Genomic DNA, 26,101 nt, shown 5'->3' with positions numbered 1-26,101 from the left:
GATAGCCGATGCGTCGTGCCGAGGAGTCCCTGTTGAACCAATCCACCGATAACCCGAACGACGTCGTGCTGCTCGCGCCGTTCACCGGCCCCGTCGTTCCGCTCGCCGACGTGCCCGATCCCGTGTTCGCCGAGGGCATGTTCGGCGACGGCATCGGCATCGATCCGCTCAACAACGTGCTCGTCTCGCCCTGCGACGGCACCATCACGCATCTGGCGCGCACGCATCACGCCGTGACCCTGCGCACGAAGGAAGGCGCGGAGATCCTGGTGCATATCGGCATCGACACGGTCGAGCTGGGCGGCAAGGGCTTCACGCCGGCGGTTCAGCAAGGCGCGACGGTGCGCGCGGGTGAGCCGCTCATCGAATTCGACGCGGATTTCGTCGCGCAGCACGCGCCGAGCCTCGTTTCGGTGATCGCGGTCGCGAACGGCGATGCCTTCGATGTGATCGATCGCGCCGGACGCGGCGTGTTGAAGGCAGGCTCGCGCATGCTGGTGCTGCGCGCGAAGCACGGCGAAAAAGCCGAAACCGCGCGCAACGGCGCGGTCGTGCTCGAAGAAGCGCGCCGCAAGCTCACGCTGGCGCACGCAGGCGGCTTGCATGCCCGACCGGCGGCGCGGGCGCGCGAAGCGGCGCGCGGGTTCGACGCGAAGGTCGAAGTGCGCTACGAAGGCAAGAAGGCGCCGGTGGAAAGCGTCGTCGGTCTGCTCGGTCTCGGCGCGGGCGATGGCGCGACCATCGAACTGGTCGGCATCGGCGCGCAGGCGCAACAGGCCGTCGATGCCGTCGCCGCCGAGCTGCTGCGTGCGGCGCTGGGCGAAGTCGAAGAGATGCCGGCGCGCGCGAAGTCGCCGGCGCCGGTCTCGCAAGCCGTTCGTTCGGGCGAGGCGCTGCCGCCGAACACGCTCGCTGGTGTGTGCGCGGCGCCGGGCATCGCGGTCGGAACGTTGGTGCGCTGGGACGATCAGGACATCGTGCCGCCGGAACAGGCGAGCGGTTCGAGCGCGGCGGAAAGCCGTGCGCTCGATAAGGCCATCGCGCAGGTCGATGCCGAGCTCGGCGAAACCGTGCGCACCGCGTCGCAGCGCGGCGCGGTCGGCGAAGCGGGCATCTTCGCGGTGCATCGCGTGCTGCTCGAAGATCCGACGCTCGTCGATGCCGCGCGCGATCTCATCAGCCTCGGCAAGAGCGCGGGCTTCGCGTGGCGCGAGGCGATCCGCGCGCAGATCGCGCTGCTCTCGAACGTGCAGGACGAGCTGCTCGCCGAGCGCGCGGCCGATCTGCGCGATATCGAAAAGCGCGTGCTGCGCGCGCTCGGTCTCAGCAACACGGCGGCGCGCGCGCTGCCGCAGGAAGCCGTGCTCGCGGCCACCGAGTTCACGCCGTCCGATCTGTCGTCGATCGACCGCACGCGCGTCACCGCGCTCGTGATGGCGCGCGGCGGAGCGACCTCGCACGCGGCGATCATCGCGCGGCAAATGGGCATTCCGGCGCTCGTCGCCATCGGCGATGCGCTGCACAAGATTCCCGAAGGCACGCAAGTGGTCGTCGACGCATCGGCGGGCCGCATCGAGCATGCGCCGACCGCGGTCGACGTCGAACGTGCGCGCACCGAACGCGACCGGCTCGCGGGCGTGCGGGAGGCGAATCGCAAGCTGTCGCAAGAGGCTGCATCGACGAAGGATGGCCGTGCTATCGAAGTCGCCGCGAACATCGCGACGCTCGACGACGCGAAGGCCGCCGTCGAAAACGGCGCCGATGCGGTCGGGCTGCTGCGCACGGAACTGCTGTTCATCCATCGCCAGTCGGCGCCGACGGTGGCGGAGCACGCCGAAAGCTATCAAGGCATCGTCGATGCATTGCAGGGCCGCACCGCGATCATCCGCACACTCGATGTCGGCGCGGACAAGGAAGTCGACTATCTGACGCTGCCGCCCGAAGAAAATCCGGCGCTCGGCCTGCGCGGCATCCGCCTCGCGCAAGTGCGCCCCGATCTGCTCGACGACCAGTTGCGCGGTCTGCTCGCCGTGAAGCCGCTCGGCGCGGTGCGCATCCTTCTGCCGATGGTCACCGATTCTGGCGAGCTGCAACGCCTGCGCGCGCGCATCGACGAACTGGCGCGCGAAGCCGGCCGCACCGAGCCGGTCGAAGTGGGCGTGATGATCGAAGTGCCGTCGGCGGCGCTGTTGGCAGATCAACTCGCGAAGCACGCCGATTTCCTGTCGATCGGCACCAACGATCTCACGCAGTACACGCTCGCGATGGATCGCTGCCAGCCCGATCTCGCCGCGCAGTCCGACGGTCTGCATCCGGCCGTGCTGCGTCTCATCAAAGCGGCGGTGCAGGGCGCGGAGAAGCACGGCAAGTGGGTCGGCGTGTGCGGCGCGCTCGGTGGCGATCCGGTCGCGGCGCCTTTGCTCGTCGGGCTCGGCGTGACCGAACTGTCGGTCGATCCGGTGTCCGTGCCCGGCATCAAGGCGCGCGTGCGCAATCTCGATTACCAACTGTGCCGCCAGCGCGCCGAGGATTGCCTCGCGCTCGAATCGGCGCAGGCAGTAAGAGCGGCAAGCCGCGAAATCTGGCCGCAGGACTGACGTCCGTTCTGCGCCCAGCGTCGGCGAGCTTTTTCCGCAATCCCCGAAGCAGTAACGACAAGACTTATATTTTTGGAGAACCCGATGGACGCCAACCCGTTTGCAAAGATGCAGCGACTAGGCCGCGCGCTGATGCTGCCGATCGCCGTGCTACCGGTGGCCGGCCTGCTATTGCGCCTCGGCCAGCCCGATGTCTTCAACATCAAGATGATCGCCGACGCCGGCGATGCGATCTTCACCAACCTGCCGCTCCTTTTCGCCATCGGCGTGGCGGTGGGTTTCGCGAAGGACAACAACGGCACGGCGGGTCTCGCCGGCGCGATCGGCTATCTCATCGAAGTGGCCGTGATGAAGGACATCAACGCCAAGCTGAACATGGGCGTGCTGTCGGGGATCATCGCCGGCATGCTCGCCGGTTATCTCTATAACAAATACAAGGACATCAAGCTGCCCGAGTATCTGGCGTTCTTCGGCGGCAAGCGTTTCGTGCCGATCATCACGGGCGTCGCGTGTCTGATACTCGGCATCATCTTCGGCTACGTGTGGCAGCCGGTGCAGGCGGCCATCGACGGCGCGGGCAACTGGCTCACCACGGCCGGCGCGCTCGGCACCTTCGTGTTCGGCGTGCTGAACCGCATTCTGCTCGTCACGGGCCTGCATCACATCATCAACTCGCTCGCATGGTTCGTGTTCGGCTCGTTCACGCCGCCGGGCGGCGGCGCGGTCGTCCACGGCGACCTGCATCGCTTCTTCGCGGGCGACCCCACCGCGGGCGGCTTCATGACCGGTTTCTTCCCGATCATGATGTTCGGCCTGCCTGCCGCCTGTCTCGCGATGTTCCATGAAGCGCCGAAGGAGCGCCGCGCGGTCGTCGGCGGCCTGCTGTTCTCGATGGCGCTGACCGCGTTCCTGACGGGCGTGACCGAACCGATCGAATACAGCTTCATGTTCCTGGCTCCCGTTCTGTATGCGATCCACGCGGTGCTGACGGGCCTCTCGCTCGCGATCTGCTCGGCGCTCGGTGTCCATCTCGGCTTTACGTTCTCGGCGGGCGCGATCGACTACGTGCTGAACTATGGTTTGTCGCAGCGAGGCTGGATGGCGATTCCGATCGGCATCGTGTACTTCATCATCTATTACGGCCTGTTCCGCTTCTTCATCCGCAAGTTCAACATGGCGACGCCGGGCCGCGAGCCCGCCACGACCGACGCCGAAACCGACGCGCAAACCACCGTCGGTGGCGGTCTGATCCCGCCGGTGCCGGGTGCCGCGGCGGTGCCCGCATCGGCCACGCGCGCCGCGAAGTACATCGCGGCGCTGGGCGGCGCGTCCAACCTGACGCTCGTGGATGCTTGCACGACGCGTCTGCGTCTGTCGGTGGCCGACTCGGAGAAAGTGTCGGAAGCGCAATTGAAGACTATCGGCGCGCGCGGCGTGCTGAAGCGCGGCGCGACCAACGTGCAGGTGATCATCGGGCCGGAAGCCGATCTGATCGCCGATGAAATCCGCACCGAGCTGGAGCACTCGTCGACGCGCGGCGCGACGCCCGCATCGTCGACGCCGGCGCAACCAGTGGCAGCGGTCGCAAGCGTTGACCAGACGCCCGGCCCGCTCGATCCGGACCCGGCACGCTGGTTCGCGGTGTTCGGCGGCGCGACCAACGTCGTCTCGCTCGACGCGGTCGCACAGACGCGCCTGCGCGTGGTCGTGCGCGATCCGTCGTCGGTGGATCGTCAGCGTTTGTCGTCGCTGGACGTGGCGTGGGTGTCGGCGGACACGTTCCACATCGTCGTGGGCGCGGCGGCGCAGCGCTATGCGGCACAACTGTCGACGCGCCTGTCGGGCAACGGCGGCGGTACCGCTGCGATGCCGGCGTGATGCACTAACCGATGCGTGAGAGCAAACGGCACCTTCGGGTGCCGTTTGCTTTTCAGCGCACGATCAAAGGAAAAGCCCGCCGTCTCATCGACGGCGGGCTTCGCAATTTCTGCCAAAGCACAGTCAGGTGTTACGCGTAATCATGCAACGCCGAGCGCATCTTCTTCATCGCGCTCGCCTCGATCTGGCGAATGCGCTCCGCAGACACGCCGAACTCGTCGGCCAGCTCGTGCAGCGTCTTGCCGCCCGAGCCGTCGTCCTGCACGTCGAGCCAGCGCGCCTTGATGATGCGGCGGCTGCGCTCATCGAGCGATTCCAGCGCTTCGGCGAGGCCATCGCTTTGCAGCTTGTCGAACTGGCGCGCCGCGATGACATTGGTCGGCTCGTTGTGCGAGTCCGCCAGATAGGCGATGGGCGCGAACGCTTCCTCGCCGTCCTCGACTTGGCCCTCGAGCGCGATGTCGCCGCCCGAGAGACGCGTTTCCATCTCCGCGACTTCCTCACGCTTCACGTTGAGCTCGTTCGCGAGACCGTCGATCTCGTCCGGCGTGAACGCCGAATGACTCGTCTTGTGGCTGCGCAGGTTGAAGAACAGCTTGCGCTGCGCCTTGGTCGTCGCGACCTTCACCATGCGCCAGTTGCGCAGGATGTACTCGTGAATCTCGGCCTTGATCCAGTGCATCGCGTACGACACCAGGCGCACGTTTTGCTCCGGGTCGAAGCGCTTCACAGCCTTCATCAGACCGATATTGCCTTCCTGGATCAGGTCCGCGTGCGGCAGGCCGTAGCCCAGATAGTTGCGGGCGATCGAGACGACGAGGCGCAGGTGCGAAAGCACGAGCTGGCGCGCTGCGGTCAAGTTGCCGTGTTCGCGGAATTCGGTGGCGTACTGACGTTCCTCTGCCGGCGACAGCATCGGAATGCGGTTCACTGCTTGTATGTATGCATCGATGTTGCCGATCTGGCCGGTCAGCATCGACGACTGTGCGTACGTCAGCGCGCCTGCCGAAGAGGCCTTGGCAGGTGCCGAGCTCAATACATTCGGAAGGGTCATCGCATTGGTCACGCTCATAAGCTCCTTATCAACAATTCGCTCGCCGCTTAACACCAGCGGCAAGTCAGACACGATATTAGCACTCCCGTTTGCCGAGTGCTAAGTGTTAGAGCAGGGAGGAATGTGGGAGTTCCCACAAAAACTATCGAATTTGCGGGATCAATAGGACACTCTGTTGCGCGAGGAGTGGTACAGGTTACCGGGCGACACCACGGCTTCGAATGGATTACCGGAATTGCGCCCTGCAGCGAAAGAAAATTCAACGAAACGGCGTGAGTCGCTGTGATTCCTGCAAATGTTGTAGAACGTCATTAGAATCGCCAGACGACATCGTTGCAGAAAACACGCCCGTCGTCCGAGCAATTGGGGTGCTAATGCAGAAAAACAAGACTTCCCGGCATCGTTCGCTTTGGCACCTGGTCCTCTGCGCTACTCTCGGCTTCGCGTCCGCGGCGGCTCATGCGGATCGCTTCGGCGTGCAGGTCGCCGCCGGCGTGGCGGACCGCGACATCAAGAAGGCGGATCTCGGCCTGTCCTGGGATCCGGGCCTCACCTGGTGGGAAATGGGCGGGTTCCACTTCACGCTCATCGGCGAAGGGCACGTGTCGTACTGGCATTCGAAGGAAGATAACGCGGTCAACCCGGACATCTGGGAATTCGGTCTCACGCCCGTGGTGCGCTTCGTGAAGAGCTCGGGCTATTTTCGGCCGTTCGTCGAGGCGGGCGTGGGCGTGCGGCTGCTCACGCACGCACGCATCACACAGGATTTCACCGTGTCGACGGCCTTCCAGTTCGCGGACATGATCGGGGTCGGAATGATCTTCGGTCAGAAACAAAGCTATCAGGCCGGCTTTCGCTTCCAGCATCTGTCGAACTCGGGTATCAAAGAGCCGAATCCTGGTATAAATTTCAGCCAGCTATATCTGCAATACAACTTCTGACGAGGGTCCGGCGCATCGGTTCCTCGACACAAGGGGAATCGACAGATGCCGGCAAAAACCATTGAGGCCATACGCGGCCTCGAGCGCGATCGCTTCCGTGCGATGGTCGAGGGCGACGGCCCGGCCTTGGACGCGTTGCTGGCTGAAAACGTCAGCTACGTCCACACGAACGGCAAGCGGGAAACCAAACGCCAGTTCATCGACGCCATTATCGCGGGACGCCGCCGCTATCGTCAGATCGAGATCCAGTCGCAGGACGTCCTTCCGGCGGGCCGCGATACGTGTCTGGTATCGGGCCGCGCGCTGGTCGAAATGGAGTCGAAAAACGGCGCGCTCCTTTTTCCAATTGCCTATACCGCCGTTCATGTCCAGACGGAAGGGCAGTGGCAATTGCTCGCGCTGCAGGCGACGCGCGTCGCTCTCGAATAGCGCCACGCGCGCCGCTTCGGCTGCGCGTTACGCGGCGGCCTCCATCGGCTCGTCCTGCTGGTCCTCTTGCGTGACGCCCTCCGAACGGTTCACCGCGCTCACGACCGCATCGGCGACCGCGAGCGCCGGGTTCGCATGCACCGCGACACCGAAGCGCGTCTGGCCTTCCCCGACACGGCAGCCGACGAACACGGCCACGTCGCCGTTCGCGGTGACGGCGGTTTCGAACCAGTTCACGCTCGCGTCCACGCCGAGCGCCGCGGCGACTGCCTGCGCGTAGGCGTCGTCGCTCGCCCCGCCTGCCGTCTGCGCCACCGCGACGCGCCGTCCGAACACCGACAACGTCGACGCATCGACACGCGAAACCGGACCGCCCGCGTCGAAATATTCGCGCTTGAAGAGTGCGCAGATCGCGTCGCCGCTGAGTTCGGCGCCGGACGTATCGGTCACCTTCTGAACGGCGTGGCTGAACTCGATCTGCACGCGGCGCGGCGGCGTGAAGCCGAGACCGCGTTCGAGCAGATAGGTCGCGCCGCCCTTGCCGGACTGGCTGTTCACGCGGATGACGGCGTCGTAGCTGCGGCCGAGATCGGCCGGATCGATCGGCAAGTAGGGCACTTCCCACACGGAGCCAGGCACGCGCTGCGCGAAGCCCTTGCGGATCGCGTCCTGATGCGAACCCGAAAACGCGGTGAACACGAGATCGCCCGCATACGGATGGCGCGGATGCACCGGAATCTGGTTGCAGCGCTCGACCACGCGGCGCACGGCGTCGATGTCGGAGAAATCGAGGCCCGGATCGATGCCTTGCGTATAGAGATTCATCGCGAGCGTGACGAGATCGACATTGCCGGTGCGCTCGCCGTTGCCGAACAGACACCCTTCGATGCGATCCGCGCCCGCGAGCACCGCCATTTCCGCCGCCGCGACCGCCGTGCCGCGATCGTTATGCGGATGCACCGAGAGCACGATGCTGTCGCGGAAACCCATGTTGCGGTCCATCCACTCGACCTGATCGGCGAAGACGTTCGGCATCGCGGCTTCGACGGTCGCGGGCAGGTTCACGATCATCTTGTGATCGGGCGTCGGACGCCAGACTTGCGCAACCGCGTCGCACACTTCGCGCGCGAACGAGAGCTCCGTCATGCTGAAGGTCTCGGGCGAGTATTGATAGACCCAATGCGTGTCGGGCCGCGCCGCCGCGCATTCCTTGATGATGCGCGTGCCTTCCACGGCCAGCGCCTTCACTTCGTCCTTCGACTGATTGAAAACGATCTTGCGGAACGATGGCGCGATCGCGTTGTAGAGATGCACGATCACCTTGCTCGCGCCCTCGACGGCTTCGAACGTGCGCTCGATGAGCTCGCGGCGCGACTGCACGAGCACTTCGATGGTCACGTCGTCCGGGATGCGCTTTTCGTCGATCAGTTTGCGCACGAAGTCGAAATCCGTTTGCGATGCCGACGGGAACCCCACCTCGATTTCCTTGAACCCGATGTTCACCAGCATCTCGAAGAACTCGAGCTTCGCGGCGATGCTCATCGGCTCGATGAGCGACTGGTTGCCGTCGCGCAGATCGGTGCTCATCCAGATGGGCGCCTTCTCGATCGTGCGGTTCGGCCAGCGGCGGCCATTCAGACGGACTTGCGGAAACGGGCGGTATTTCTCGGCGGGGTTCGGCATCATGATCGTCGATCTCTCTTCGGACAGTGTGCGTAGCGCCTGCGAGAGAGGCCGTGTCCGGCGGCTGGCCGGGCGTGGCGGGATGCACGTATTACCGGGCCGCGCGCGCGTGTCTCGGGATCACCAGCGATGGTGACGCCTGCGACCAACGTGAACGTGCGCGAAGCAGCGTGCATTTGACCCTCGCGTTTCCGTTTCGCGGGATGCGCGAACGAAAAGCTGACGACTACAGGTGGTAAGAAAAGGAACTACAGGGGACTGCTGGCAGGACCGCGCACCTTAAGACGCGCGGCGCTACGTCTGGCGACTTACGCTAGACGTAGCGATAGGGGCCGCGCTAGGCGGCCCGAAATAATTCGGAGGGAGGAGGGCTGGGTGAAGCTCATGCGTTCGACTTTAAACCAGCGTTGAATACCGTGTCAAATCGGGTTGCTACGGATTCGCATGATTCGTGACGGGTTTGCGCACGACATCGGCGATGGCTTCGACCTGGCGCGCGACCGCGGACGGCACTGGCACGTCGCCGCGCAGCACGCATTCGATCCAGCGCGCGGTGGTCGCGGCGTCGAGCGCTTCGGGCAGATCGACGTGCGGCGCATGCGGCTGCGAATGTTCCGGCGAGATCAGCGTTTCGACGCGGCCGTCGTGGAACCAGTCGACCTGCACCTGGCGGCGCGTATCCGCGACGGCTTCGCCTTCGGTGCCGCGCGCGAGCAGTGCGCCGCCCGCCGCCGCATCCGGATGTTCGGTGAAAAGACCCGTCAGGCTCTCGCGATACTCCGGATGCGTATAGTTGACGAGCCGCAGCCCCGGCTCCGCGAACGGCTGAAGGATCTTCACGAGCGTATGCGTCGAATTGCGCACGCCCATGCGACGCCGGAGCGCGAGCAGCCGTGCGAGCTTCGGCGCGAGCACGCTGATCGGCGCGAAGGCGAGCCGGCGCGATGCGAGGCTGTCCTCGATTTCATCGTGCGAAGCCGCGTGCGCGATGCCCAGTTCGGCGAAGATTTCGGCGCTCGTCACGCGGCCCGTATCTTCGGTGACGCCGTGGACCAGCACCGGAACGCCCTCGCGCGCGAGCAGCAGCGACAGCAGCGGCACGAGGTTCGGCGTCTTGCGCGCGCCGTTGTAGCTCGGAATGGAAACCGGTCGCGCATGCTCGCGTCCATCCTGAACGTGCAGCGGCTCGAACGAGCGATGCGCGGCGGACAGCATCGCGGCAAGCTCGGCGGCGGACTCGCCCTTGACGCGGTAGGCGAGCAGCACCGCGCCGAGTTCGAGTTCGGCGACGCGGTCGTCGAGCATCGCTTCGTAGAGCGCATAGGTGTCGTCGCGGGACAGGGCGCGCGCGCCGTTCGGCCCACGGCCGATTTCCTTGATGTAGCGTGCGCAGGCGAAAGTGGGGGCAGCGGAGTCGGTCATCGGAAAGATACGCGGGCCGGGCGCTCTTTTTCGGTACTGTGAGCGATGCCGCCGCGCGTTTCAAAGGTGCAGGAATGTTATTCAGTATCGCATTTAAAGAGCGCTGGCAAGTTGCGGCGGCCGAAGGTTTCGCGCGGATTTCGTTCCACGCGGCATCGCGGTGAACGCGCGACGAGTTTGCCGAAGGCTCGTCGAAAGCTCTGAAACGCACGCCTGACAAGCTTCGCCACGATTTGCGCGCGCACGTTAAACTCCTTTTTCTCGCCGGCCGTTCGCGCCAGGCATTCGCCCATGAATCTGCACATCAAAAACAGCAACAGGAGAGCGGGATGAGTTACGTGTTTCCTCCGGCGCCGGCAGCAGCGGTGCCAGTCGACGGTTCGAATGAGCAGTTTCCGGTGCGCCGCATCTATTGCGTCGGCCGCAACTACGAAGCCCACGCGCGCGAGATGGGCCACGATCCGGACCGCGAGCCGCCGTTCTTCTTCAGCAAGCCCGCCGATGCCGTGCTGTACGTCGCGCCGGGTTCGACGGGCGAGTTCCCGTATCCGTCGCAGACGAAGAACCTGCACTTCGAGATGGAACTGGTCGCCGCGATCGGCAAGCAGGGCAAAGACATTCCCGCCGATAAAGGTCTCGATTACGTCTACGGCTACGCGCTCGGCCTCGACATGACACGTCGCGATCTGCAGGCCGAAGCGAAGAAGCTCGGCCGTCCGTGGGACACCGCGAAGGGCTTCGACCGTTCCGCGCCGATCGGCCCGATCCATCCGGTCTCGAAAGTCGGGCATCTGGAGAAGAGCGCGATCTGGCTGACCGTCAACGGTGAGGAGAAGCAGCGCTCGGACATCTCGCAACTGATTTGGTCGGTGGGCGAGACGGTCGCGTATCTGTCGACGCTCTTCGAACTCTTCCCCGGCGATCTCATTTTCACCGGCACGCCCGAAGGTGTCGGCGCAGTGGTGAAGGGCGATCTGCTCAAGGGCGGCGTCGAAGGAATCGGCGAATTTTCGGTGCGCGTCGTATGAAGCTCTATAGCTATTTCCGCAGCTCGGCGGCGTATCGCGTGCGCATCGCGCTGAATCTGAAAGGGCTCGATTACGAGTATGCCGGCGTGCATCTGCTGCGCGACGGCGGCGAACAGCTCAAGGCCGAATATCGCGCGGTGAATCCGGACGGGATCGTGCCGTCGCTCGTCGATGGTGACGATGTGCTCACGCAGTCGCTCGCGATCATCGAGTATCTCGAGGAGACGCATCCGGAACCGCCGCTCCTGCCGAAGCGTCCGTCGGATCGCGCGTTCGTGCGTGCAGTTGCGATGCAGGTCGCGTGCGAGATTCATCCGCTCGATAATCTGCGCGTGCTCAAGTACCTGAAGCATCAGGTGAAAGTGCCGGATGAGGTGAAGGACGCGTGGTATCGGCACTGGGTCGAGACGGGCTTCGAATCGCTCGAAAAGCGCTTGGCGAACGACAAGCGCGTCGGCGCGCTGACTTTCGGCGATACGCCCACCGTCGCCGATCTGTGCCTCGTGCCGCAAGTGTTCAACGCGCGGCGCTTCGGCATCGACGTGAGCGCTTATCCGACGATCGAACGCATCGCCGACCACGCCGCCAGCATCGACGCGTTCGCACGGGCCGCTCCGGCGCAACAGCCGGACGCCGAATGACGGCGACGGTTTCTGCGGGAGCGCTGTCGGGTTATCTGTCGGGCGCGGGACTGGGCGCGAGCCTGATCGTCGCGATCGGCGCGCAGAACGCGTTCGTGCTGCGGCAAGGGTTGAAGCGCAGGCACGTGGGCATCGTCGTGTCGATCTGCGCGTTCATCGACGTATTGTTGATCGCGCTCGGTGTCGGCGGAATGGGCGCGCTCATCGCGCGGGCGCCCTTTCTGCTCGACGTGATCCGCTGGGCCGGCGCGATCTTCGTGTTTCTGTACGGATTGCGCGCGTTCATCGCGGCATGGCGCGGGCCGGGGCATCTGAACGCGTCGGACGGCGAATCGCAGACGGCGGTCGGCGCGGCGTCCACCGTGCTCGCGCTGTCGCTGCTCAATCCGCACGTCTATCTCGATACCGTGGTGTTGCTGGGCGGCATCGGCGCGCGGCGCGGGTGGCCGGGCAGCGCGTGGTTCGCGGCGGGCGCGATGTGCGCGTCGATCATCTGGTTTGCCGTGCTCGGTTATGGCGCGCGTCTGCTGGAGCCGTGGTTCGAGAAAGACATGTCGTGGCGCGTGCTCGACGTGATCGTCGGCTGCGTGATGTGGTGGATCGCGGCTTCTCTGCTGATCGCACGATGAAAAAAAGGGCGCCCATTCGGACGCCCTTTTCATATTCAGCCCAGCAGCGCGTCGGCGAATTCTTCGGCACTGAACGGCTGCAAATCCTCGACCTTCTCGCCCACGCCGATGAAATACACCGGAACGGGCCGCTGACGCGCGATCGCGGCGAGAATGCCGCCCTTCGCGGTGCCGTCGAGCTTCGTGACGACGAGACCGGTCAGGCCCAGCGCATCGTCGAACGCCTTCACCTGCGCGAGCGCGTTCTGACCCGTGTTCGCGTCGATCACGAGCAGCACTTCGTGCGGCGCGTCGGGCATCGCCTTCGCAATCACGCGGCGCACCTTGCGCAACTCGTCCATCAGATGCAGTTGCGTCGGCAGGCGGCCGGCGGTGTCGGCCATCATCACGTCGATCTTGCGCGCGCGCGCCGCACCGACTGCATCGTAGATCACGGCGGCGGCGTCGCCGCTTTCCTGCGCGATCACCGTCACATTGTTGCGCTCGCCCCAGACGGTCAGTTGCTCGCGCGCGGCGGCGCGGAAGGTGTCGCCCGCGGCGAGCAGCACCGACTGGTTGAAGTGCTGCAAATGCTTCGCCAGCTTGCCGATGCTCGTCGTCTTGCCGACGCCGTTCACGCCCGCGATCATGATCACGAGCGGTTGCGCGCGCCCGAGCATCATCGATTTTTCGAGCGGGCGCAGCAGATCGACGAGCAATTCGCGCAGCGCGGCCTTCACTTGCGACGCCTCGGTCAGACGCTCGGCGCGCACTTTCTCGCGCAGCGATTCGAGCAGGAACTCGGTTGCGTCGACGCCGGCGTCGGACATCAGGAGCGCGGTTTCGAGCTCCTCATACAGGTCTTCGTCGATCTTCGCGCTGACGAAAATGCCGGTCAGGTTGGAACTGGTCTTCGAAAGCCCGTGACGCAGGCGCGTCATCCAGGATCTTTTCGCGACGGGATCGGGTTCCGGCGGTGGCACGACCTCTTCGCTCGCCTGATCCGTTTCCGGACCGCGCGACCATCGCGACTGAGTGCCGCCTTGCCAATATTCCTTCGATGCCCCGGCGTGCGGCGCGGCAGGGGCCGCGACTGCGGCCGGAGCGACCGGTGCGGGCGCGACCGGCTCAGCCGGCGCCGGCTCCTCGCGCACCGCCGGCTGCGCTTCTTCTGGCTGTGCTTCTGCCGCAAGCGCCTGCCGTTCCAGCTCGGCGTCGGAGATTTCCTCGTCCTCCGCCGCCTCGACGGATTCTTCCTGAGGCGCGTCGAGCGGCGCGTCTGCCGGCTTTTTGAATTTCTTGAAGAAGCTGAACATGGATGTGTGACGAAGATGCGCGCATGCTTCGACGGCCTCGTGCGCGATTTCGAGTCGCTTCGCGCGAGGCCCGCGCAAAATGAGATAGAAGCCGCGTATTTTATCAGGCGCGGCTCTCTGCGCCCGTGCGGACGCCGGCACGACGCGCGCGTGTGGTAACGTTGACTTTCATTGCCCGCGCCGGCCGATCTTCAAGCAAAAATGCCTCCGGCGCGCCCGACTCCGACAATCCGTTTATGTCTCGCTCGTCCGCCACACGTTCCGCCTTGCCCAGCCACACGCCTTCGCGCGGAGGCAAACCGCACACCATCCGCATCATCGGCGGAGACTGGAAGCGCACGCCGCTGCCCGTGCTCGATCTCGACGGGCTCAGGCCCACGCCGGATCGCGTGCGCGAGACGCTCTTCAACTGGCTCGGCCAGGATCTGACCGGGCAGAATTGTCTCGATCTGTTCGCCGGCAGCGGCGCGCTCGGCTTCGAGGCGGCGTCGCGCGGCGCTGCGCGCGTGCTGATGGTCGAGAGAAGTTCGAAGGCCGCAGCGCAGATCCGGGCGAATCAGGCGAAACTCGGCGCGCGCAATATCGAAATCGCCGAAGCCGATGCCCTGCGCCTCGCCGCTGGCCTCACGCCCGGTTCGTTCGACGTGATCTTTCTCGATCCGCCGTTCGGCGATCAGGCGCTGCTCACGCGCGCGCTGGAACTGACGGCGCCGCTCGCCACGCCCGATGGCGCGATCTACGTCGAATGCGGCGATGCGCTCGACACCGCGAGCATCGATGTGCTCGCCGGCTGGACGGTCGTGCGCGAGGGCAAGGCGGGCGCGGTCCGCTATCATTTGCTGCGCCGCGAAAATGAGGAATAATGCGCGTTCCCGATTTCGGTGCGCGCGACGCGTCGACCCTGCACGCACTTCGGGCGCATTACGAGAAACCGAGGCGAACGGGTCGTCGCAGCCACGCGGCTCAATGTAAATAGAAGAGGAGAAAGCTCATGGTTGTCGCCGTGTATCCGGGTACGTTCGACCCGCTCACCCGCGGGCATGAAGACATCGTCCGGCGCGCATCGAGCATTTTCGATCAGCTCGTCGTCGGCGTCGCGGACAGCCGCGCGAAGAAGCCGTTTTTCTCGCTGCAGGAGCGGCTCGATATCGCGCACGATGTGCTCGGGCATTATCCCAACGTGCACGTGAGCAGTTTCACCGGGCTATTGAAGGATTTCGTGCGCACGAACAATGCGCGCGTGATCGTGCGCGGGCTGCGCGCCGTCTCCGATTTCGAGTATGAGTTCCAGATGGCCGGCATGAACCGCTATCTGCTGCCCGATGTCGAGACGATGTTCATGACGCCGTCCGATCAGTACCAGTTCATTTCCGGCACCATCGTGCGCGAGATCGCGCAGCTCGGCGGCGACGTCAGCAAGTTCGTGTTCCCGTCGGTGGAAAAGCGGCTGATCGACAAAGTGAGTATTCTGTCGCATAAGGATCCCGCGGCGCCCTGAGCGCCGGGCCCGCGCGCCGGAGCGTCATCGGATATTGCGCGCGGGCGTCATGCCGGCTTCGAAGCCGGCGCAAGAGAGTGAAGCATGTCTTTGATCATTACCGACGAGTGCATCAACTGCGACGTTTGCGAGCCCGAGTGCCCGAACGACGCCATTTCGATGGGTCCGGATATCTACGTGATCGACCCGAACAAATGCACGGAGTGCGTCGGCCATTTCGACGAGCCGCAATGCCAGCAAGTGTGTCCTGTGGAATGCATTCCGCGCGATCCGGCGCACGTCGAAACGCCTGACCAGTTGATGGCCAAATATCACGCGCTGATGGCGGCGAAGGGCCCGTGAGCCCTTCGCGTTCTGCGCTTCTTTAGCCGATCAGTTCGGTCAAAGCCGCGACGAGCGCATCGCATTCGACGGGCGTGCCGATCGAAATGCGCAGATGCTGATCGATGCGCGGCAACTTGAAGTGGCGCACGAAAATCTCTTTCGTCTTGAGCGCGGCAGCGAGCGTCGCGGCGTCGTGCGCGGGATGCTTCGCGAACACGAAGTTCGCCGCGGACGGCACGACATCGAAACCGAGCGTCTTTAGTTGCTCGGTTAATTTCTCCCGGCTCGCGATGACCTTCGCGCAGCTTTCCTCGAACCACGCCTGATCTTCGTACGACGCGAGCGCGGCCGCTTGCGCGAGGCGATCGAGCGGATACGAGTTGAAGCTGTCCTTCACGCGCGTGAGCGCGTCGATCAATGCCGGATCGCCGAACGCAAAGCCCACGCGCATGCCCGCCAGCGAACGCGCTTTTGATGTCGTCTGCACGACGAGCAGGTTCGGATACGCATCGATCAAATTCACAGCCGATTCCGCGCCGAAATCGACATACGCTTCATCGATTATGACCGGCACATCGGGATTCGCGTTCAGCAGCACTTCGATTTCCGACAGCGGCAGGGCGCGGCCCGTCGGCGCGTTCGGATTCGGCAGCAGCACGCCGCCGTTCGGCGCGCGGTAATCATCGACATCGATCGCGAAATCCGCGTTCAGCGGGATCGTCTCGTACTCGACGCCGTACAACTGCGCATAGACCGGATAGAAGCTGTACGTGATGTCAGGAAAGCGGATCGGCTTGTCGTGCTTGAGCAGCGCCTGGAATGCGTGCGCGAGCACTTCATCGGAGCCGTTGCCCGCGAACACCTGCTCGATGCGCAGACCGTGATGCTTCGCCACCGCCTCACGAAGCGCGCGCGCGGTCGGGTCGGGATACTTGCGCAGCGACGCGCCGTCCTCGCCGAGTTCGCGCCGAATCGCATCGACGACGCGCGGTGACGGCGGATAAGGATTCTCGTTGGTGTTGAGCTTGACGGGATGCGTCAGCGCGGGTTGCTCGCCCGGCACATAGGGCGTCAGACGATGGACGATATCGCTCCAGAAACGGCTCACGGTCGGCTCCAAATCAGGAATTGCGGTGCAGGTTCATCATTGCGCGCTCGGTTTCGCCCGCGACGACGAAGGGCATCACGGCGAGCGCGCGCTCGATCGACTGATCGATCACATCCTGTTCCTCGCGGCGCGGCGGCTTGAGCACGAAATTCGCGACATCGGGCTTCGCGCCCGCGCGCGCGCCTTCGGAAATCAGATCGCGCGGATGCCCGATGCCGATGCGCAGCCGCCAGTATTGCTGCGACGACAGATGCGCGGATATGTCTTTCAGGCCGTTGTGTCCGCCGCTGCCGCCGCCGAGTTTCATTTTGACGGTGCCGGGCGGCAGATCGAGTTCGTCGTGCGCGACAAGAATCTCGTCCGGCAGAATCTTGAAGAACTGCGCGAGCGCGACCACCGATTGTCCCGAACGGTTCATGAACGTCTGCGGCTCGAGCAGATGCACTTCGTGGCCATGCAGGCGTCCCTTGCCATAGAAGCCGTGGAAACGGCGTTCGTCGCGCAGCGTCGCGCCGGCATCGCGTGCGAACTGGTCGGCGAACCAGAATCCCGCGTTATGCCGGGTCGCAGTGTATTCGGCGCCCGGATTGCCCAGGCCGACGATCAGCTTGATCATGTCGAATCATGTAGAACGAAAAAAAACCCGCCGGGGCTTGCGCGCCGGCGGGTCACGTCGACCGTTCTTGCGAACGGATCGAGAGGATAGCGGTGTTCCGCTTGCTTACTCGGCCGCCGGCTTTTCGCCTTCAGCTTCGCCAGCCGTATCCGACACGACTGCAGCCGGAACCGTCGCCGATGCGACCACCGGGTTTTCCGCCGCGACGGCAACCGTCAGGCTCACGCCCTTCGGCAGCGGGATGTCCTTTGCGTGCATCGTCTGGCCGGCTTCGATCTTCGCCAGATCGATTTCGAGGAACTCAGGCAGGTCTGCCGGCAGGCATTCCACTTCCAGTTCCGTCACGACGTGCGAGATCACCGCGCCCGACAGCTTCACGGCCGGGTTGGTTTCCTGGTTCATGAAGTGCAGCGGCACCTTGGTGTGCAGCTTCTTCTTCGCGTCGACGCGCTGGAAGTCCACATGCAGCACGAGCTGCTTGAACGGGTGGTATTGCACGTCGCGCAGCAGAACCTGTTGCGACTTGCCGGCCAGTTCCAGATCGAGAATCGACGAGTGGAAAACTTCTTTCTTCAGGGCGTGCCACAGGGCGTTGTGATCGAGTTCGACCAGTTCGACGTCCTTCTCACCACCGTACACGATACCCGGGGTCTTGCCCGAGTTGCGCAGGCGGCGGCTCGCACCCGTACCTTGCTTGCTACGCTCAAAAGCGACGACTTTCATGTTTGACTCCTATATCTGCCCGCGACCAGGCAGGGAAACCGGGATCATCGAAAATATGTGATCCCACAACAAGCGACGCGAACCTTCGTCCGTTCGCGCCGATCATGCAAAAACGCGAAGCGTGTGCTTCGCGTTCCTTGCTCAATTCTGTTTAGCCCTCGGCGAAGAGCGACATCACCGAGTCGCCGCGCCGGATTCGGGAGAACGTCTCCGCGAGCAGGCCCGCACTCGACAGCGGACGGATCTTCGGGCACGCCAGCGATTCGGCGGACAGCGGGATGGTATCCGTGACGACGAGCTCATCCAGCTCCGACGCCGTGATGCGCTCAGCCGCGCCACCCGAAAGCACCGGGTGCGTGGCGTAGGCGAAGACCTGCTTCGCGCCGCGCGCCTTCAGCACTTGTGCGGCCTTGCACAGCGTGCCGGCGGTATCGACCATGTCGTCCATGATCACGCAGGTGCGGCCTTCCACTTCACCGATGATATTCATCACCTCGGCGACATTCGCCTTCGGACGGCGCTTGTCGATGATCGCGAGATCCGTGTTCAACTGCTTGGCGAGCGCACGCGCGCGCACCACGCCGCCGACGTCCGGCGACACGACCAGCAGATGATCATGGTTCTGCTTGCGCAGATCGCCGAGAAGAACGGGGGTAGCGTAGATGTTGTCGACGGGGATGTCGAAGAAGCCTTGAATCTGGTCGGCGTGAAGGTCCATGGTGATCACGCGATCGACGCCGGCAATTTCCAGCATGTTCGCGACGACCTTCGCCGAGATGGCCACTCGCGCGGAACGCGGACGGCGGTCCTGACGCGCATAGCCGAAGTAGGGGATGGCTGCGGTGATCCGGCCTGCGGATGCGCGCTTGAGCGCATCGACCATGATCATCAGTTCCATCAGGTTGTCGTTCGTGGGGGCGCAGGTGGACTGCAGAACGAATACGTCTTTGCCTCGAACGTTTTCCTGAATCTCGACCATGATCTCGCCGTCTGAGAAGCGGCTGACCATTGCTTTGCCGAGAGGGATTCCAAGGATTTTGACGACTTCCTGGGCTAGCGCGGGATTTGCGTTGCCAGTAAAAACCATCAGGCCGTCACTGCTCATCGTGCACCTGTCTGCGGCTGGGGGCGAGTAGATAACTGCTAGAAAGAATGGCAGGGGAGGAAGGACTCGAACCCTCGCATGCCGGAATCAAAATCCGGTGCCTTGACCAACTTGGCGACTCCCCTACACTAACTCTGAGTCTTGCCGGAAGTGAGGACATACCGACAAAACAAAACTTTATGACGCGAAAGCAAAGAGAGGATGCGAATCCAGGCTTGCCGTTACCACGCTCTTCCAGCTTGCCGGCAGCTTGGCTTGCGCCATTTCCGCTTCGGCTCGGCTGGTGAAAGCAGCAAACACGCTTGCTCCAGATCCGGTCATTCGCGCCGGTGCGAGATTGGAAAACCACTCGAGCACCTTTGCAACTTCCGCGTACTTTCCTGCAACCACAGCTTGCATGTCGTTTCGACCGAAGCTGTCTGGCCAGTTTGTGTCTGACCTTTGCTGTGCAAGAAAGTCCATCATTGTGACGACTTTCGTATCCCGTGTCAAGCTTTTTTCGGAGAAAATCGCCGCGGTCGGGACGTGAACATCGGGCGTGACTACCAGGAAGAAGCGTTTTGGCAGTTTGACTGCCTGGAGCGCTTCACCCACACCTTCTGCGAATGCATTTTGCCCGAAGACAAAAAACGGCACGTCCGCGCCGAGTTGCAGGCCGAGATTCTGCAGAATCTCACGCGAAAGATCAACACCCCAGAGACGATTTAACGCAAAAAGAGTAGTCGCAGCGTCGGAACTGCCTCCGCCGAGGCCCGCGCCCATGGGCAGACGCTTGTCGATCTCGATCTCCACGCCGAACTTCGTGCCCGTGTGCTGCTGAAGCAATCGAGCGGCCCGCACGATGAGATCATCGGCTTCGGGCACGCCCGGCACGTCCGTCTTGCGCGTGACGATGCCGTCGTCGCGACGGGTGAAGTGCAGCCGATCACCCCAGTCGAGCAACTGGAAGACGGTCTGCAGCGAGTGATAGCCATCCGGGCGGCGGCCCGTGATGTGCAGGAAAAGGTTCAGCTTCGCGGGTGCGAGGCAGTCACGGAGCGAATCGTTGGATGCGGACATGCGTAATGCAGCTGCGAAGTTATTGATCGAGCACGAGCTTGATGTCGAGCGGCGGTTCGTTGCGCACGAGATTCACGCGCTTCACGCCGGCTGCGGGCGCGTCGGCATAGGCCAGATAGTCGATGGTCCATCCATCCTGCTTGATTTCCTTCGGACGGCCATTGTTCGCTTCGGGATCGAGCGTCGTCTGCGCGCGCGACGTCGGCGCGGCCGACGGCTGCAGCCAATAACGCAGCCCTTCGACCGGCAGCGCGAAGCCGAGCGTGTTCTGCATCAGTTGGGACACGTTGTCGGCGCTCACCGGCTGACGATTCGGCAACTCGAGCGTGGCGAGCGACGGCGATGAAGTCACGATGGCCATTGTCTGGCCGAGCGGATTGCGCAACTGCAGCGTGACCGTGTCGCCCGTTTCCTGCCAGTCGAAGTTGCCGTACGCGTTGCGTTGCACGCCGTTCTGGTCGTTGTACTGCACGGCGAATCGTCCGTGATACGCACGGCTCGTCTGTGTAGCGAGCGATGTGGTTGCGTTCGTCGTCGTCGGTACGCGCGGCTGGACCGCGCACCCCGACAGCACCAGCGCGGCGGTTGCCGCAAGCCCGAGCGCGCCGCGTCGCAGATGCATGCGGTGCGCGCCGGCGATGAAATCGAATGCCATCAGAGATCGTTCACCTGGAGTCGTTTTAGCGTTTTGACGAGCGTGTCGTTATCGGGTTCGAGCTTTTGCGCCTGACGCCACGTCGCGCGCGCCTGATCCTGCTGTCCCGATTTCCACTGGACCTCGCCAAGATGCGCGCCGATTTCGGCATTCGGCTGAAGGTTGTAAGCGTTCTTGAGAATCTTCTCCGCCTCGGCCGAATTGCCCTGGCGGAAGCGCGCCCAGCCGAGACTGTCCATGATGAACGCATCATTCGGCGCGAGCGTGACCGCCTTTTCGATCAGCTTCACCGCTTCGTCGAGCCGCTGATTGCGATCGACGAGCGAATAGCCGAGTGCGTTGTACGCCTGCGGATTGTTGGGCTGCGTGCGCATCAGCGTGCGGAGTTGCGTCTCCATGACGTCGTAATGACCGTTCTTTTCGGCGGCCATCGCGTAGTCGTAGACGAGATCGGGATCGTCGGGGAACGCCGCCACCGCTTTCGCGAGATTCGCTTCGGCTTCCTTGTAGCGATGCGCCTCGAAGAGAATGGCCGAGTCCGTGCGCGCGAGCAGCGCGAGATCGCGAGGATCGGAGCTTTGCAGGTTGCCGATGAGCGCCCGTGCGTCGTCGACCTTGCCTTGCTTCGCGAGCAGTTGCGCGCGCGTGATCTGCGCGGGCAGATATTGCTGGCTGGTGCGCGGAATCTTGTCGAGCCACTGGCTCGCGACGGCATCGTTCTTCTGTTCCAGCGCCAGTTGCGCGAGATAGATATACGCCTGGCCCGGATCCGCGCCAGGCGTGCTCTCCGCGGTCTTCGCGTAGAGGTTCAGAAATTCCTGTGCCTTGTCGAACTGCTTCTTCTGGATGTTGATGAGCGCGAGCGCCATCAACGGCGTCAGGTCTTTCGGATCGTTCTTGCGCATGATCTCGAACTGCTTCTGCGCGTCGTCGAGCCTGTCCGCCGACAAATAAAGCTGCGCGAGCGCGAGCCGTGCATCATGCGATTTCGGATTCTTGTCGACGTATCTCTCGAACGAAGCGATGCCTTCCTTGCGCTCTTCAGGGCCCATGCGCGCGAGCGTCAGCGCGGCCGGCAGATAGTCCGGTTTGAGTTGCAGCGCTTTTTCGAGCGAGGCCTTCGCGCCCGGCTGATCGTCGGCGACCAATTGCTGGCGTGCGAGCGCGAGGTGCGCCTCGGGCCGGTCCTGATCGTTTTTCGTCAGGTCTTTGAGCACGTTGAGACCGCCGGTGCGGTTCGGCCCGCGCGCGAGCAAGGTCTGCAAGGAAAGGAGGGCCTCGCCGCGCTGCTCCGGCGCTACCTTCGCAAGCTCGCGCTCGAGCGTGGGCTTCGCGTCTTCCGGCTTGCCGGCGACGATCAGAAGCGATGCGCTCAATTGTGCCGCGCGATCCGAATGCGGTGCGAACTGCTGCCAGAGTTGCGCCGAGGTGAGCGCATCGTTCGGGCTTTGCGCCGCGATCGCGATTTCGGTGGCCCGCTGCGCGAAGCGCGGGTCGTGTGTGTCGCGGGCGAGGGCCAGGTACGTCTGATAGGCAGGCGCCGGCTGGCCGCGCTGCAATGCGACTTCGGCCGCAAGAACCTGGAACACGATCTGGCTGGACATCGCCACGTTCGGCAAATCCTGCGATTCCGCGCCGCTCACAGGTGCGGTCAACAAGTCCGCCGCGCTTTGCGCGTCCGATTGATCGTCGGCGCTCGGAACGGGCGTCGCGTTGGGCTGCTGAGCATACGCGGGAGCGAACGTGAGCGCGGCCATCGCGAGCGCGACGGCGCCGGCGATTCGCGACATTGGCATGGCGAACGAATGCGCCGAGCGGGTCTGACGCTTCGCAAACAGCTTCATGACGAACGAGTTCATGGAAATCCAGACGATGTTTCAGTCGATTGTAACGCGGTCGCTAAAATACCGGCACACTCGCCCCAGCAAGTCTCTTTCCAGAAAAATGCCCGAACTGCCGGAAGTCGAAGTCACCCGCCGGGGAATCGAACCCTACGTCGCCGGACGCCGCATCGAGCACGTCGATGTGCGCACGCCCGCGTTGCGCTGGCCCATCCCGCACCATCTTCCGAAGACGCTCGGACATCTGAAGATCGAGAAAGTCGAGCGGCGCGGCAAGTATCTGCTGTTCGAAACCGCCGAAGGCTGGCTGATCGTTCATCTCGGCATGACGGGCACGCTGCGCGTGTTGCGCCATGTGCCGAGACCGCCCGAAGCGGCGAAGCACGATCACGTCGATATCGTGTTCGACGATTTCATCCTGCGCTTTCGCGATCCGCGCCGCTTCGGCGCGATCCTCTGGCATCCGCGCGCCGACGGCGACGTGCTCGATCATCCGTTGCTCGCGAGTCTCGGCGTCGAGCCGTTTTCGCCGGAGTTTTCCGGCACGCTGCTGTTTCGCGAGACGCGCGGGCGCAAAGTGTCGGTGAAGCAGGCGCTGCTCGCGGGCGGAATCGTCGTGGGCGTGGGGAATATCTATGCGTCGGAGAGCCTGTTTCGCGCGGGCATCCGGCCGACCACCGCGGCCGGGCGCATCTCCCTCGTTCGCTACGACCTGCTCGCGGACGCGGTGCGCGTGACGCTCGCCGCCGCTATCGACAAGGGCGGCAGCACGCTGCGCGATTTCGTCGGCAGCAACGGTGAGTCGGGCTACTTCCAGCTCGACTATTTCGTCTATGATCGCGCGGGCCTGCCGTGCCACGTCTGCGGGACGGCGATCAGGCAAATCGTCCAAGGACAGCGCTCGACGTACTTTTGTCCGCGCTGCCAACGCTAAGTTCCGATGCTCGCTCTCACCGAATTTTCGTCACGCCTCATCGCGTGGCAACGCATCCACGGCCGCCACGATCTGCCGTGGCAGAACACGCGCGATGCGTATCGCATCTGGCTGTCGGAGATCATGCTGCAGCAGACGCAGGTCTCGACCGTCATTCCGTACTACGCACGCTTTCTCGAACGCTTTCCGACGGTGACGGCACTCGCCGATGCGCCCATCGACGACGTCATGGCGCTGTGGGCCGGCCTCGGCTACTACTCGCGCGCGCGCAATCTGCATCGCTGCGCGCAGGTCGTCGCGCACGAGCGCGGCGGCGCGTTTCCACGGACGGTCGATGAACTCGCCGAGCTGCCGGGCATCGGGCGCTCGACGGCGGCGGCGATCGCGTCGTTCGCGTTCGGCGCGCGCGCGACGATTCTCGACGGCAATGTGAAGCGCGTGCTCGCGCGCGTGTTCGGCATCGACGGATTCCCGGGCGAGAAGCGCGTCGAGAATGCGATGTGGTCGCTCGCGGAATCGCTGTTGCCCGATGCCGCGAACAAGGACGAAGTGACCGCGTACACGCAAGGTCTGATGGACCTCGGCGCGACGCTCTGCGTGCGCGGCAAGCCGGACTGCGCGCGCTGTCCGTTCGCGTCGGATTGCGTGGCGAAGGTCGAGGGACGCCAGCGCGAGCTGCCGGCGGCGCGCCCGAAGAAAGCCGTGCCGACGCGAAAGACGTGGATGCTGGTGCTGAAGGACGGCGATTCGATCCTGCTGCAGAAACGTCCGTCGACCGGCATATGGGGCGGCCTGTGGAGTCTTCCCGAAGCGGCGGACGAAGCCGCGTTGGCGGAAGTCGCGCAAAGCCTCGGCGCCGACGCGCAGCTTCAGCGTCTCGCCCCGCTATCGCATGCGTTCACGCACTTCAAGCTGGATATCGAGCCGCGTCTCGGCGAAGCGCGCAATGCGCCGCGTGAGCTGATGAACTGCGAAACCGTCTGGGCGCCGCTCGCGCGCATCGACGCCTACGGCGTGCCCGCGCCCGTGCGCAAGCTGATCGACGCGCTGACCGGCTCGCTCATCTAAAGCAACTGATGGTGCTGCATGTAGTGATGCACCACGTCGATGCGCGCGCCGGCGTCCATCAGCTCCATGAGCTTCTGGCGGGCGCGCATCGGGATCGGCAGGATTTCGGCGAGGCGGTTGGATACCCAGGTGGGATCGTCGTACAGGAACGGCTCAACGAACGGAAGGTTCTGCGGCTCGCGCTCCTTGATCGTATCGATGATGCGCTCCAGCACTTCCGCGCACGCGCCGAATTTCGCGAGCGCTTCGGTGCCCTGCAGCGGCCGGTCCTCGCCCAGCAATTCCGCCGTGCCGACGAGCAGGTTGCTCGGCTCCACGCGATGATCCGTCAGCCGGAAGCGCTCGGTGCCGCGCGCCTGAACGAGCAGAAGCCCGAAGGTATCGACATCGCATTCCGAGATCTCGGCCAGACAGCCGATGTTCTCCGGCACAGACGGATCGCCCGGTGACGCCACTTCGTGTCCGCTCTTCAGCAGGCACACGCCGAACGGCGTCTGCTCGCGCAGGCATTCGCGTGCCATGTCGAGATAGCGCGCCTCGAAAATCTTGAGCGGCAGCAGGCCGCCCGGAAACAGCACGGTATGAAGCGGGAACAGCGGCAAGTCGGCCAAAACAGGATTCGCGGACATCGCGCTCCTCCAGAGTGGACCGCCGGCGCGGCGATCGGGTTCGCGTGTGGATCGCGCTCTCACCCGGCGGGGATGGGCGCGTCACGATGCCGCACGATCACATTTGCCTTCTCGCAAAAGCGCGCGGCGAGCGCCTCCGCGATGAACACCGAGCGATGCTGGCCGCCCGTGCAGCCGATCGCGACGGTGAGATAGCTGCGGTTGTCGTCGCGAAAACGCGGCAGCCACTTGCCGACGAACGCGCCGATGTCGTCGATCATCTCGCCGACCAGCGGCTGCGCCGAGAGAAAGTCGATGACCGGCTGATCGAGACCCGTGAAAGGACGAAGCTCGCGGTCGTAATAGGGATTCGGCAACGTGCGCACGTCGAACATGAGATCGGCGTCGAGCGGCACCCCGCGCTTGAATCCGAACGATTCGAACATCAACGTGAGGTCGGCGGCGTCCGTCTCGACGAAGCGCTTGACCCAGGCGCGCAACACGTTCGCGCGAAGGTTGCTCGTGTCGATCTGATGACCGTACTCGGCGAGCCCGGCGACGAGCTCGCGTTCACGCTCGATCGCTTCGGCGAGCGAGTTCAGCACGCCGACATCGGCTTCGCGCATCGGCGGGCCGGAGAGCGGATGACGCCGGCGCGTCTCGGAAAAGCGCTGGATGAGCGACTGCGTGCTCGCGTTGAGGAACAGCACGCGCAGGTCGTAATCGCTCGAGAGCTTGTTGATGATGCTTGGCACCTCATCGAGCGAGTGGCTCGAGCGCGCGTCGATCGCGACGGCGAGGCGTGCCTGGCCTTCTTTCGCGAGATAGGCGGCGAGGTCGGGGAGAAAACGCGGCGGCAGATTGTCGACGCAATAGTAGCCCACGTCTTCCAGGGCGTTCAGCGCGACAGACTTGCCGGAACCGGAGATACCGGTGATCAGGATGATACGCATGGGTCTCGAGGG

General features: G+C 64.1%; 26 protein-coding genes and 1 tRNA gene. 12 read left to right on the top strand and 15 right to left on the bottom strand.

The features are described from left to right. Positions 1-8: 8 nt before the first annotated feature. The gene (ptsP, locus tag AWB78_RS17695; protein ID WP_062606480.1) at positions 9-2,597 is read left to right on the top strand and encodes a phosphoenolpyruvate--protein phosphotransferase; all 2,589 of its coding nucleotides are present in this window, start codon (positions 9-11) and stop codon (positions 2,595-2,597) included. 84 nt (positions 2,598-2,681) lie between these two features. After that, positions 2,682-4,475 (top strand): N-acetylglucosamine-specific PTS transporter subunit IIBC, encoded by a 1,794-nt coding sequence (gene nagE / locus AWB78_RS17690; RefSeq protein ID WP_062606477.1) that lies wholly within the window; start codon positions 2,682-2,684, stop codon positions 4,473-4,475. 130 nt (positions 4,476-4,605) lie between these two features. Here nagE and rpoH read toward each other — a convergent pair whose 3' ends face one another. Further along, the gene (gene rpoH / locus AWB78_RS17685) at positions 4,606-5,541 is read right to left on the bottom strand and encodes an RNA polymerase sigma factor RpoH (RefSeq protein ID WP_062606578.1); all 936 of its coding nucleotides are present in this window, start codon (positions 5,539-5,541) and stop codon (positions 4,606-4,608) included. Between the two features lie 362 nt (positions 5,542-5,903). On the opposite strand from rpoH, the gene AWB78_RS17680 reads away from it, so the two are divergent. After that, positions 5,904-6,470: an acyloxyacyl hydrolase gene (locus AWB78_RS17680; RefSeq protein ID WP_062606475.1), complete on the top strand. Its 567-nt coding sequence runs from the start codon at positions 5,904-5,906 to the stop codon at positions 6,468-6,470. Positions 6,471-6,515: 45 nt separating this feature from the next. Next, positions 6,516-6,899 (top strand): nuclear transport factor 2 family protein, encoded by a 384-nt coding sequence (locus AWB78_RS17675; RefSeq protein ID WP_062606473.1) that lies wholly within the window; start codon positions 6,516-6,518, stop codon positions 6,897-6,899. Positions 6,900-6,926: 27 nt separating this feature from the next. Here AWB78_RS17675 and leuA read toward each other — a convergent pair whose 3' ends face one another. The 3 genes from leuA to AWB78_RS47640 form a co-directional block, all read right to left on the bottom strand. Beyond that, positions 6,927-8,585 carry a 2-isopropylmalate synthase gene (leuA, locus tag AWB78_RS17670; RefSeq protein ID WP_062606470.1) on the bottom strand — a complete coding sequence of 553 codons (1,659 nt, stop codon included), beginning with the start codon at positions 8,583-8,585 and terminating at the stop codon, positions 6,927-6,929. Positions 8,586-9,014: 429 nt separating this feature from the next. Next, the gene (gene ybiB / locus AWB78_RS17665) at positions 9,015-10,004 is read right to left on the bottom strand and encodes a DNA-binding protein YbiB (protein ID WP_062606467.1); all 990 of its coding nucleotides are present in this window, start codon (positions 10,002-10,004) and stop codon (positions 9,015-9,017) included. A 77-nt stretch (positions 10,005-10,081) separates the two neighbouring features. Then, positions 10,082-10,297 carry a hypothetical protein gene (locus AWB78_RS47640; RefSeq protein WP_062606466.1) on the bottom strand — a complete coding sequence of 72 codons (216 nt, stop codon included), beginning with the start codon at positions 10,295-10,297 and terminating at the stop codon, positions 10,082-10,084. A gap of 36 nt (positions 10,298-10,333) precedes the next feature. On the opposite strand from AWB78_RS47640, the gene AWB78_RS17655 reads away from it, so the two are divergent. The 3 genes from AWB78_RS17655 to AWB78_RS17645 are packed head-to-tail and all read left to right on the top strand — an operon-like array spanning position 10,334 to position 12,302. Then, on the top strand, positions 10,334-11,032 hold the full coding sequence (locus AWB78_RS17655; RefSeq protein WP_062606464.1) for a fumarylacetoacetate hydrolase family protein: 699 nt from the start codon (positions 10,334-10,336) through the stop codon (positions 11,030-11,032). After that, positions 11,029-11,673 carry a maleylacetoacetate isomerase gene (gene maiA, locus AWB78_RS17650; RefSeq protein ID WP_062606462.1) on the top strand — a complete coding sequence of 215 codons (645 nt, stop codon included), beginning with the start codon at positions 11,029-11,031 and terminating at the stop codon, positions 11,671-11,673. The genes AWB78_RS17655 and maiA overlap by 4 nt, the downstream gene beginning before the upstream one ends. Continuing rightward, positions 11,670-12,302, top strand: coding sequence for a LysE/ArgO family amino acid transporter (locus AWB78_RS17645; protein WP_062606459.1), 633 nt, complete (start codon positions 11,670-11,672; stop codon positions 12,300-12,302). The genes maiA and AWB78_RS17645 overlap by 4 nt, the downstream gene beginning before the upstream one ends. A gap of 35 nt (positions 12,303-12,337) precedes the next feature. On the opposite strand, the gene ftsY is transcribed toward AWB78_RS17645, so the two are convergent. Further along, positions 12,338-13,597, bottom strand: a complete 1,260-nt coding sequence (ftsY, locus tag AWB78_RS17640; RefSeq protein ID WP_062606455.1) for a signal recognition particle-docking protein FtsY — start codon at positions 13,595-13,597, stop codon at positions 12,338-12,340. 236 nt (positions 13,598-13,833) lie between these two features. On the opposite strand from ftsY, the gene rsmD reads away from it, so the two are divergent. From rsmD to AWB78_RS17625, 3 genes are all read left to right on the top strand, one after another. Next, a complete protein-coding gene (rsmD, locus tag AWB78_RS17635) occupies positions 13,834-14,460 on the top strand; it encodes a 16S rRNA (guanine(966)-N(2))-methyltransferase RsmD (protein WP_062606452.1) in 627 nt (208 codons plus the stop codon). A 128-nt stretch (positions 14,461-14,588) separates the two neighbouring features. Then, positions 14,589-15,095, top strand: a complete 507-nt coding sequence (coaD, locus tag AWB78_RS17630; protein ID WP_062606448.1) for a pantetheine-phosphate adenylyltransferase — start codon at positions 14,589-14,591, stop codon at positions 15,093-15,095. 84 nt (positions 15,096-15,179) lie between these two features. Continuing rightward, positions 15,180-15,437 carry a YfhL family 4Fe-4S dicluster ferredoxin gene (locus AWB78_RS17625; protein ID WP_062606446.1) on the top strand — a complete coding sequence of 86 codons (258 nt, stop codon included), beginning with the start codon at positions 15,180-15,182 and terminating at the stop codon, positions 15,435-15,437. Between the two features lie 22 nt (positions 15,438-15,459). On the opposite strand, the gene hisC is transcribed toward AWB78_RS17625, so the two are convergent. The 8 genes from hisC to AWB78_RS17585 form a co-directional block, all read right to left on the bottom strand. After that, positions 15,460-16,527 carry a histidinol-phosphate transaminase gene (hisC, locus tag AWB78_RS17620; RefSeq protein WP_062606576.1) on the bottom strand — a complete coding sequence of 356 codons (1,068 nt, stop codon included), beginning with the start codon at positions 16,525-16,527 and terminating at the stop codon, positions 15,460-15,462. Positions 16,528-16,540: 13 nt separating this feature from the next. Continuing rightward, the gene (pth, locus tag AWB78_RS17615) at positions 16,541-17,143 is read right to left on the bottom strand and encodes an aminoacyl-tRNA hydrolase (protein WP_062606443.1); all 603 of its coding nucleotides are present in this window, start codon (positions 17,141-17,143) and stop codon (positions 16,541-16,543) included. A gap of 105 nt (positions 17,144-17,248) precedes the next feature. After that, positions 17,249-17,866: a 50S ribosomal protein L25/general stress protein Ctc gene (locus tag AWB78_RS17610; RefSeq protein WP_062606441.1), complete on the bottom strand. Its 618-nt coding sequence runs from the start codon at positions 17,864-17,866 to the stop codon at positions 17,249-17,251. Between the two features lie 151 nt (positions 17,867-18,017). Further along, positions 18,018-18,971, bottom strand: coding sequence for a ribose-phosphate pyrophosphokinase (locus AWB78_RS17605; RefSeq protein ID WP_062606439.1), 954 nt, complete (start codon positions 18,969-18,971; stop codon positions 18,018-18,020). 48 nt (positions 18,972-19,019) lie between these two features. Continuing rightward, positions 19,020-19,096, bottom strand: a tRNA-Gln gene (locus AWB78_RS17600). A gap of 52 nt (positions 19,097-19,148) precedes the next feature. Next, the gene (gene ispE / locus AWB78_RS17595) at positions 19,149-20,030 is read right to left on the bottom strand and encodes a 4-(cytidine 5'-diphospho)-2-C-methyl-D-erythritol kinase (RefSeq protein ID WP_062606437.1); all 882 of its coding nucleotides are present in this window, start codon (positions 20,028-20,030) and stop codon (positions 19,149-19,151) included. 19 nt (positions 20,031-20,049) lie between these two features. Continuing rightward, complete coding sequence (lolB, locus tag AWB78_RS17590; protein WP_198399292.1) at positions 20,050-20,685, bottom strand: lipoprotein insertase outer membrane protein LolB; 636 nt, start codon at positions 20,683-20,685, stop codon at positions 20,050-20,052. Continuing rightward, complete coding sequence (locus AWB78_RS17585) at positions 20,685-22,544, bottom strand: tetratricopeptide repeat protein (protein WP_062606435.1); 1,860 nt, start codon at positions 22,542-22,544, stop codon at positions 20,685-20,687. The genes lolB and AWB78_RS17585 overlap by 1 nt, the downstream gene beginning before the upstream one ends. Positions 22,545-22,629: 85 nt before the next feature. Here AWB78_RS17585 and mutM point away from each other — a divergent pair, with 85 nt between their 5' ends. Together mutM and mutY are read left to right on the top strand one after the other, a co-directional pair. Further along, complete coding sequence (gene mutM / locus AWB78_RS17580) at positions 22,630-23,460, top strand: bifunctional DNA-formamidopyrimidine glycosylase/DNA-(apurinic or apyrimidinic site) lyase (RefSeq protein ID WP_062606433.1); 831 nt, start codon at positions 22,630-22,632, stop codon at positions 23,458-23,460. Positions 23,461-23,466: 6 nt separating this feature from the next. Then, on the top strand, positions 23,467-24,528 hold the full coding sequence (gene mutY / locus AWB78_RS17575) for an A/G-specific adenine glycosylase (protein ID WP_062606431.1): 1,062 nt from the start codon (positions 23,467-23,469) through the stop codon (positions 24,526-24,528). Here the strand turns inward: mutY and AWB78_RS17570 are convergent. Further along, the gene (locus AWB78_RS17570; RefSeq protein WP_062606429.1) at positions 24,525-25,157 is read right to left on the bottom strand and encodes an LON peptidase substrate-binding domain-containing protein; all 633 of its coding nucleotides are present in this window, start codon (positions 25,155-25,157) and stop codon (positions 24,525-24,527) included. The genes mutY and AWB78_RS17570 overlap by 4 nt on opposite strands. A gap of 59 nt (positions 25,158-25,216) precedes the next feature. Continuing rightward, complete coding sequence (rapZ, locus tag AWB78_RS17565) at positions 25,217-26,089, bottom strand: RNase adapter RapZ (protein ID WP_062606427.1); 873 nt, start codon at positions 26,087-26,089, stop codon at positions 25,217-25,219. Between the last annotated feature and the right edge of the window lie 12 nt (positions 26,090-26,101).

It is taken from the genome of Caballeronia calidae, from assembly GCF_900044055.2.
GTDB classification, from domain to species: Bacteria; Pseudomonadota; Gammaproteobacteria; order Burkholderiales; family Burkholderiaceae; genus Caballeronia; species Caballeronia calidae.
This window is presented reverse-complemented; position numbering and strand designations above follow the sequence as displayed.

Excerpts from the sequence above, each read along its gene's own strand:
- AWB78_RS17675 (WP_062606473.1), top strand. The coding sequence starts at position 6,516 with ATGCCGGCAAAAACCATTGAGGCCATACGCGGCCTCGAGCGCGATCGC.
- AWB78_RS17605 (WP_062606439.1), bottom strand. The coding sequence starts at position 18,971 with ATGAGCAGTGACGGCCTGATGGTTTTTACTGGCAACGCAAATCCCGCG.
- ptsP (WP_062606480.1), top strand. The coding sequence starts at position 9 with ATGCGTCGTGCCGAGGAGTCCCTGTTGAACCAATCCACCGATAACCCG.
- mutY (WP_062606431.1), top strand. The coding sequence starts at position 23,467 with ATGCTCGCTCTCACCGAATTTTCGTCACGCCTCATCGCGTGGCAACGC.
- nagE (WP_062606477.1), top strand. The coding sequence starts at position 2,682 with ATGGACGCCAACCCGTTTGCAAAGATGCAGCGACTAGGCCGCGCGCTG.
- rsmD (WP_062606452.1), top strand. The coding sequence starts at position 13,834 with ATGTCTCGCTCGTCCGCCACACGTTCCGCCTTGCCCAGCCACACGCCT.
- AWB78_RS17585 (WP_062606435.1), bottom strand. The coding sequence starts at position 22,544 with ATGAACTCGTTCGTCATGAAGCTGTTTGCGAAGCGTCAGACCCGCTCG.
- pth (WP_062606443.1), bottom strand. The coding sequence starts at position 17,143 with ATGATCAAGCTGATCGTCGGCCTGGGCAATCCGGGCGCCGAATACACT.
- lolB (WP_198399292.1), bottom strand. The coding sequence starts at position 20,685 with ATGGCATTCGATTTCATCGCCGGCGCGCACCGCATGCATCTGCGACGC.
- mutM (WP_062606433.1), top strand. The coding sequence starts at position 22,630 with ATGCCCGAACTGCCGGAAGTCGAAGTCACCCGCCGGGGAATCGAACCC.
- AWB78_RS17680 (WP_062606475.1), top strand. The coding sequence starts at position 5,904 with ATGCAGAAAAACAAGACTTCCCGGCATCGTTCGCTTTGGCACCTGGTC.
- ispE (WP_062606437.1), bottom strand. The coding sequence starts at position 20,030 with ATGTCCGCATCCAACGATTCGCTCCGTGACTGCCTCGCACCCGCGAAG.
- AWB78_RS17570 (WP_062606429.1), bottom strand. The coding sequence starts at position 25,157 with ATGTCCGCGAATCCTGTTTTGGCCGACTTGCCGCTGTTCCCGCTTCAT.
- AWB78_RS17655 (WP_062606464.1), top strand. The coding sequence starts at position 10,334 with ATGAGTTACGTGTTTCCTCCGGCGCCGGCAGCAGCGGTGCCAGTCGAC.
- ybiB (WP_062606467.1), bottom strand. The coding sequence starts at position 10,004 with ATGACCGACTCCGCTGCCCCCACTTTCGCCTGCGCACGCTACATCAAG.
- maiA (WP_062606462.1), top strand. The coding sequence starts at position 11,029 with ATGAAGCTCTATAGCTATTTCCGCAGCTCGGCGGCGTATCGCGTGCGC.
- leuA (WP_062606470.1), bottom strand. The coding sequence starts at position 8,585 with ATGATGCCGAACCCCGCCGAGAAATACCGCCCGTTTCCGCAAGTCCGT.
- rapZ (WP_062606427.1), bottom strand. The coding sequence starts at position 26,089 with ATGCGTATCATCCTGATCACCGGTATCTCCGGTTCCGGCAAGTCTGTC.
- AWB78_RS17645 (WP_062606459.1), top strand. The coding sequence starts at position 11,670 with ATGACGGCGACGGTTTCTGCGGGAGCGCTGTCGGGTTATCTGTCGGGC.
- AWB78_RS17610 (WP_062606441.1), bottom strand. The coding sequence starts at position 17,866 with ATGAAAGTCGTCGCTTTTGAGCGTAGCAAGCAAGGTACGGGTGCGAGC.
- AWB78_RS47640 (WP_062606466.1), bottom strand. The coding sequence starts at position 10,297 with ATGGGCGAATGCCTGGCGCGAACGGCCGGCGAGAAAAAGGAGTTTAAC.
- AWB78_RS17625 (WP_062606446.1), top strand. The coding sequence starts at position 15,180 with ATGTCTTTGATCATTACCGACGAGTGCATCAACTGCGACGTTTGCGAG.
- ftsY (WP_062606455.1), bottom strand. The coding sequence starts at position 13,597 with ATGTTCAGCTTCTTCAAGAAATTCAAAAAGCCGGCAGACGCGCCGCTC.
- coaD (WP_062606448.1), top strand. The coding sequence starts at position 14,589 with ATGGTTGTCGCCGTGTATCCGGGTACGTTCGACCCGCTCACCCGCGGG.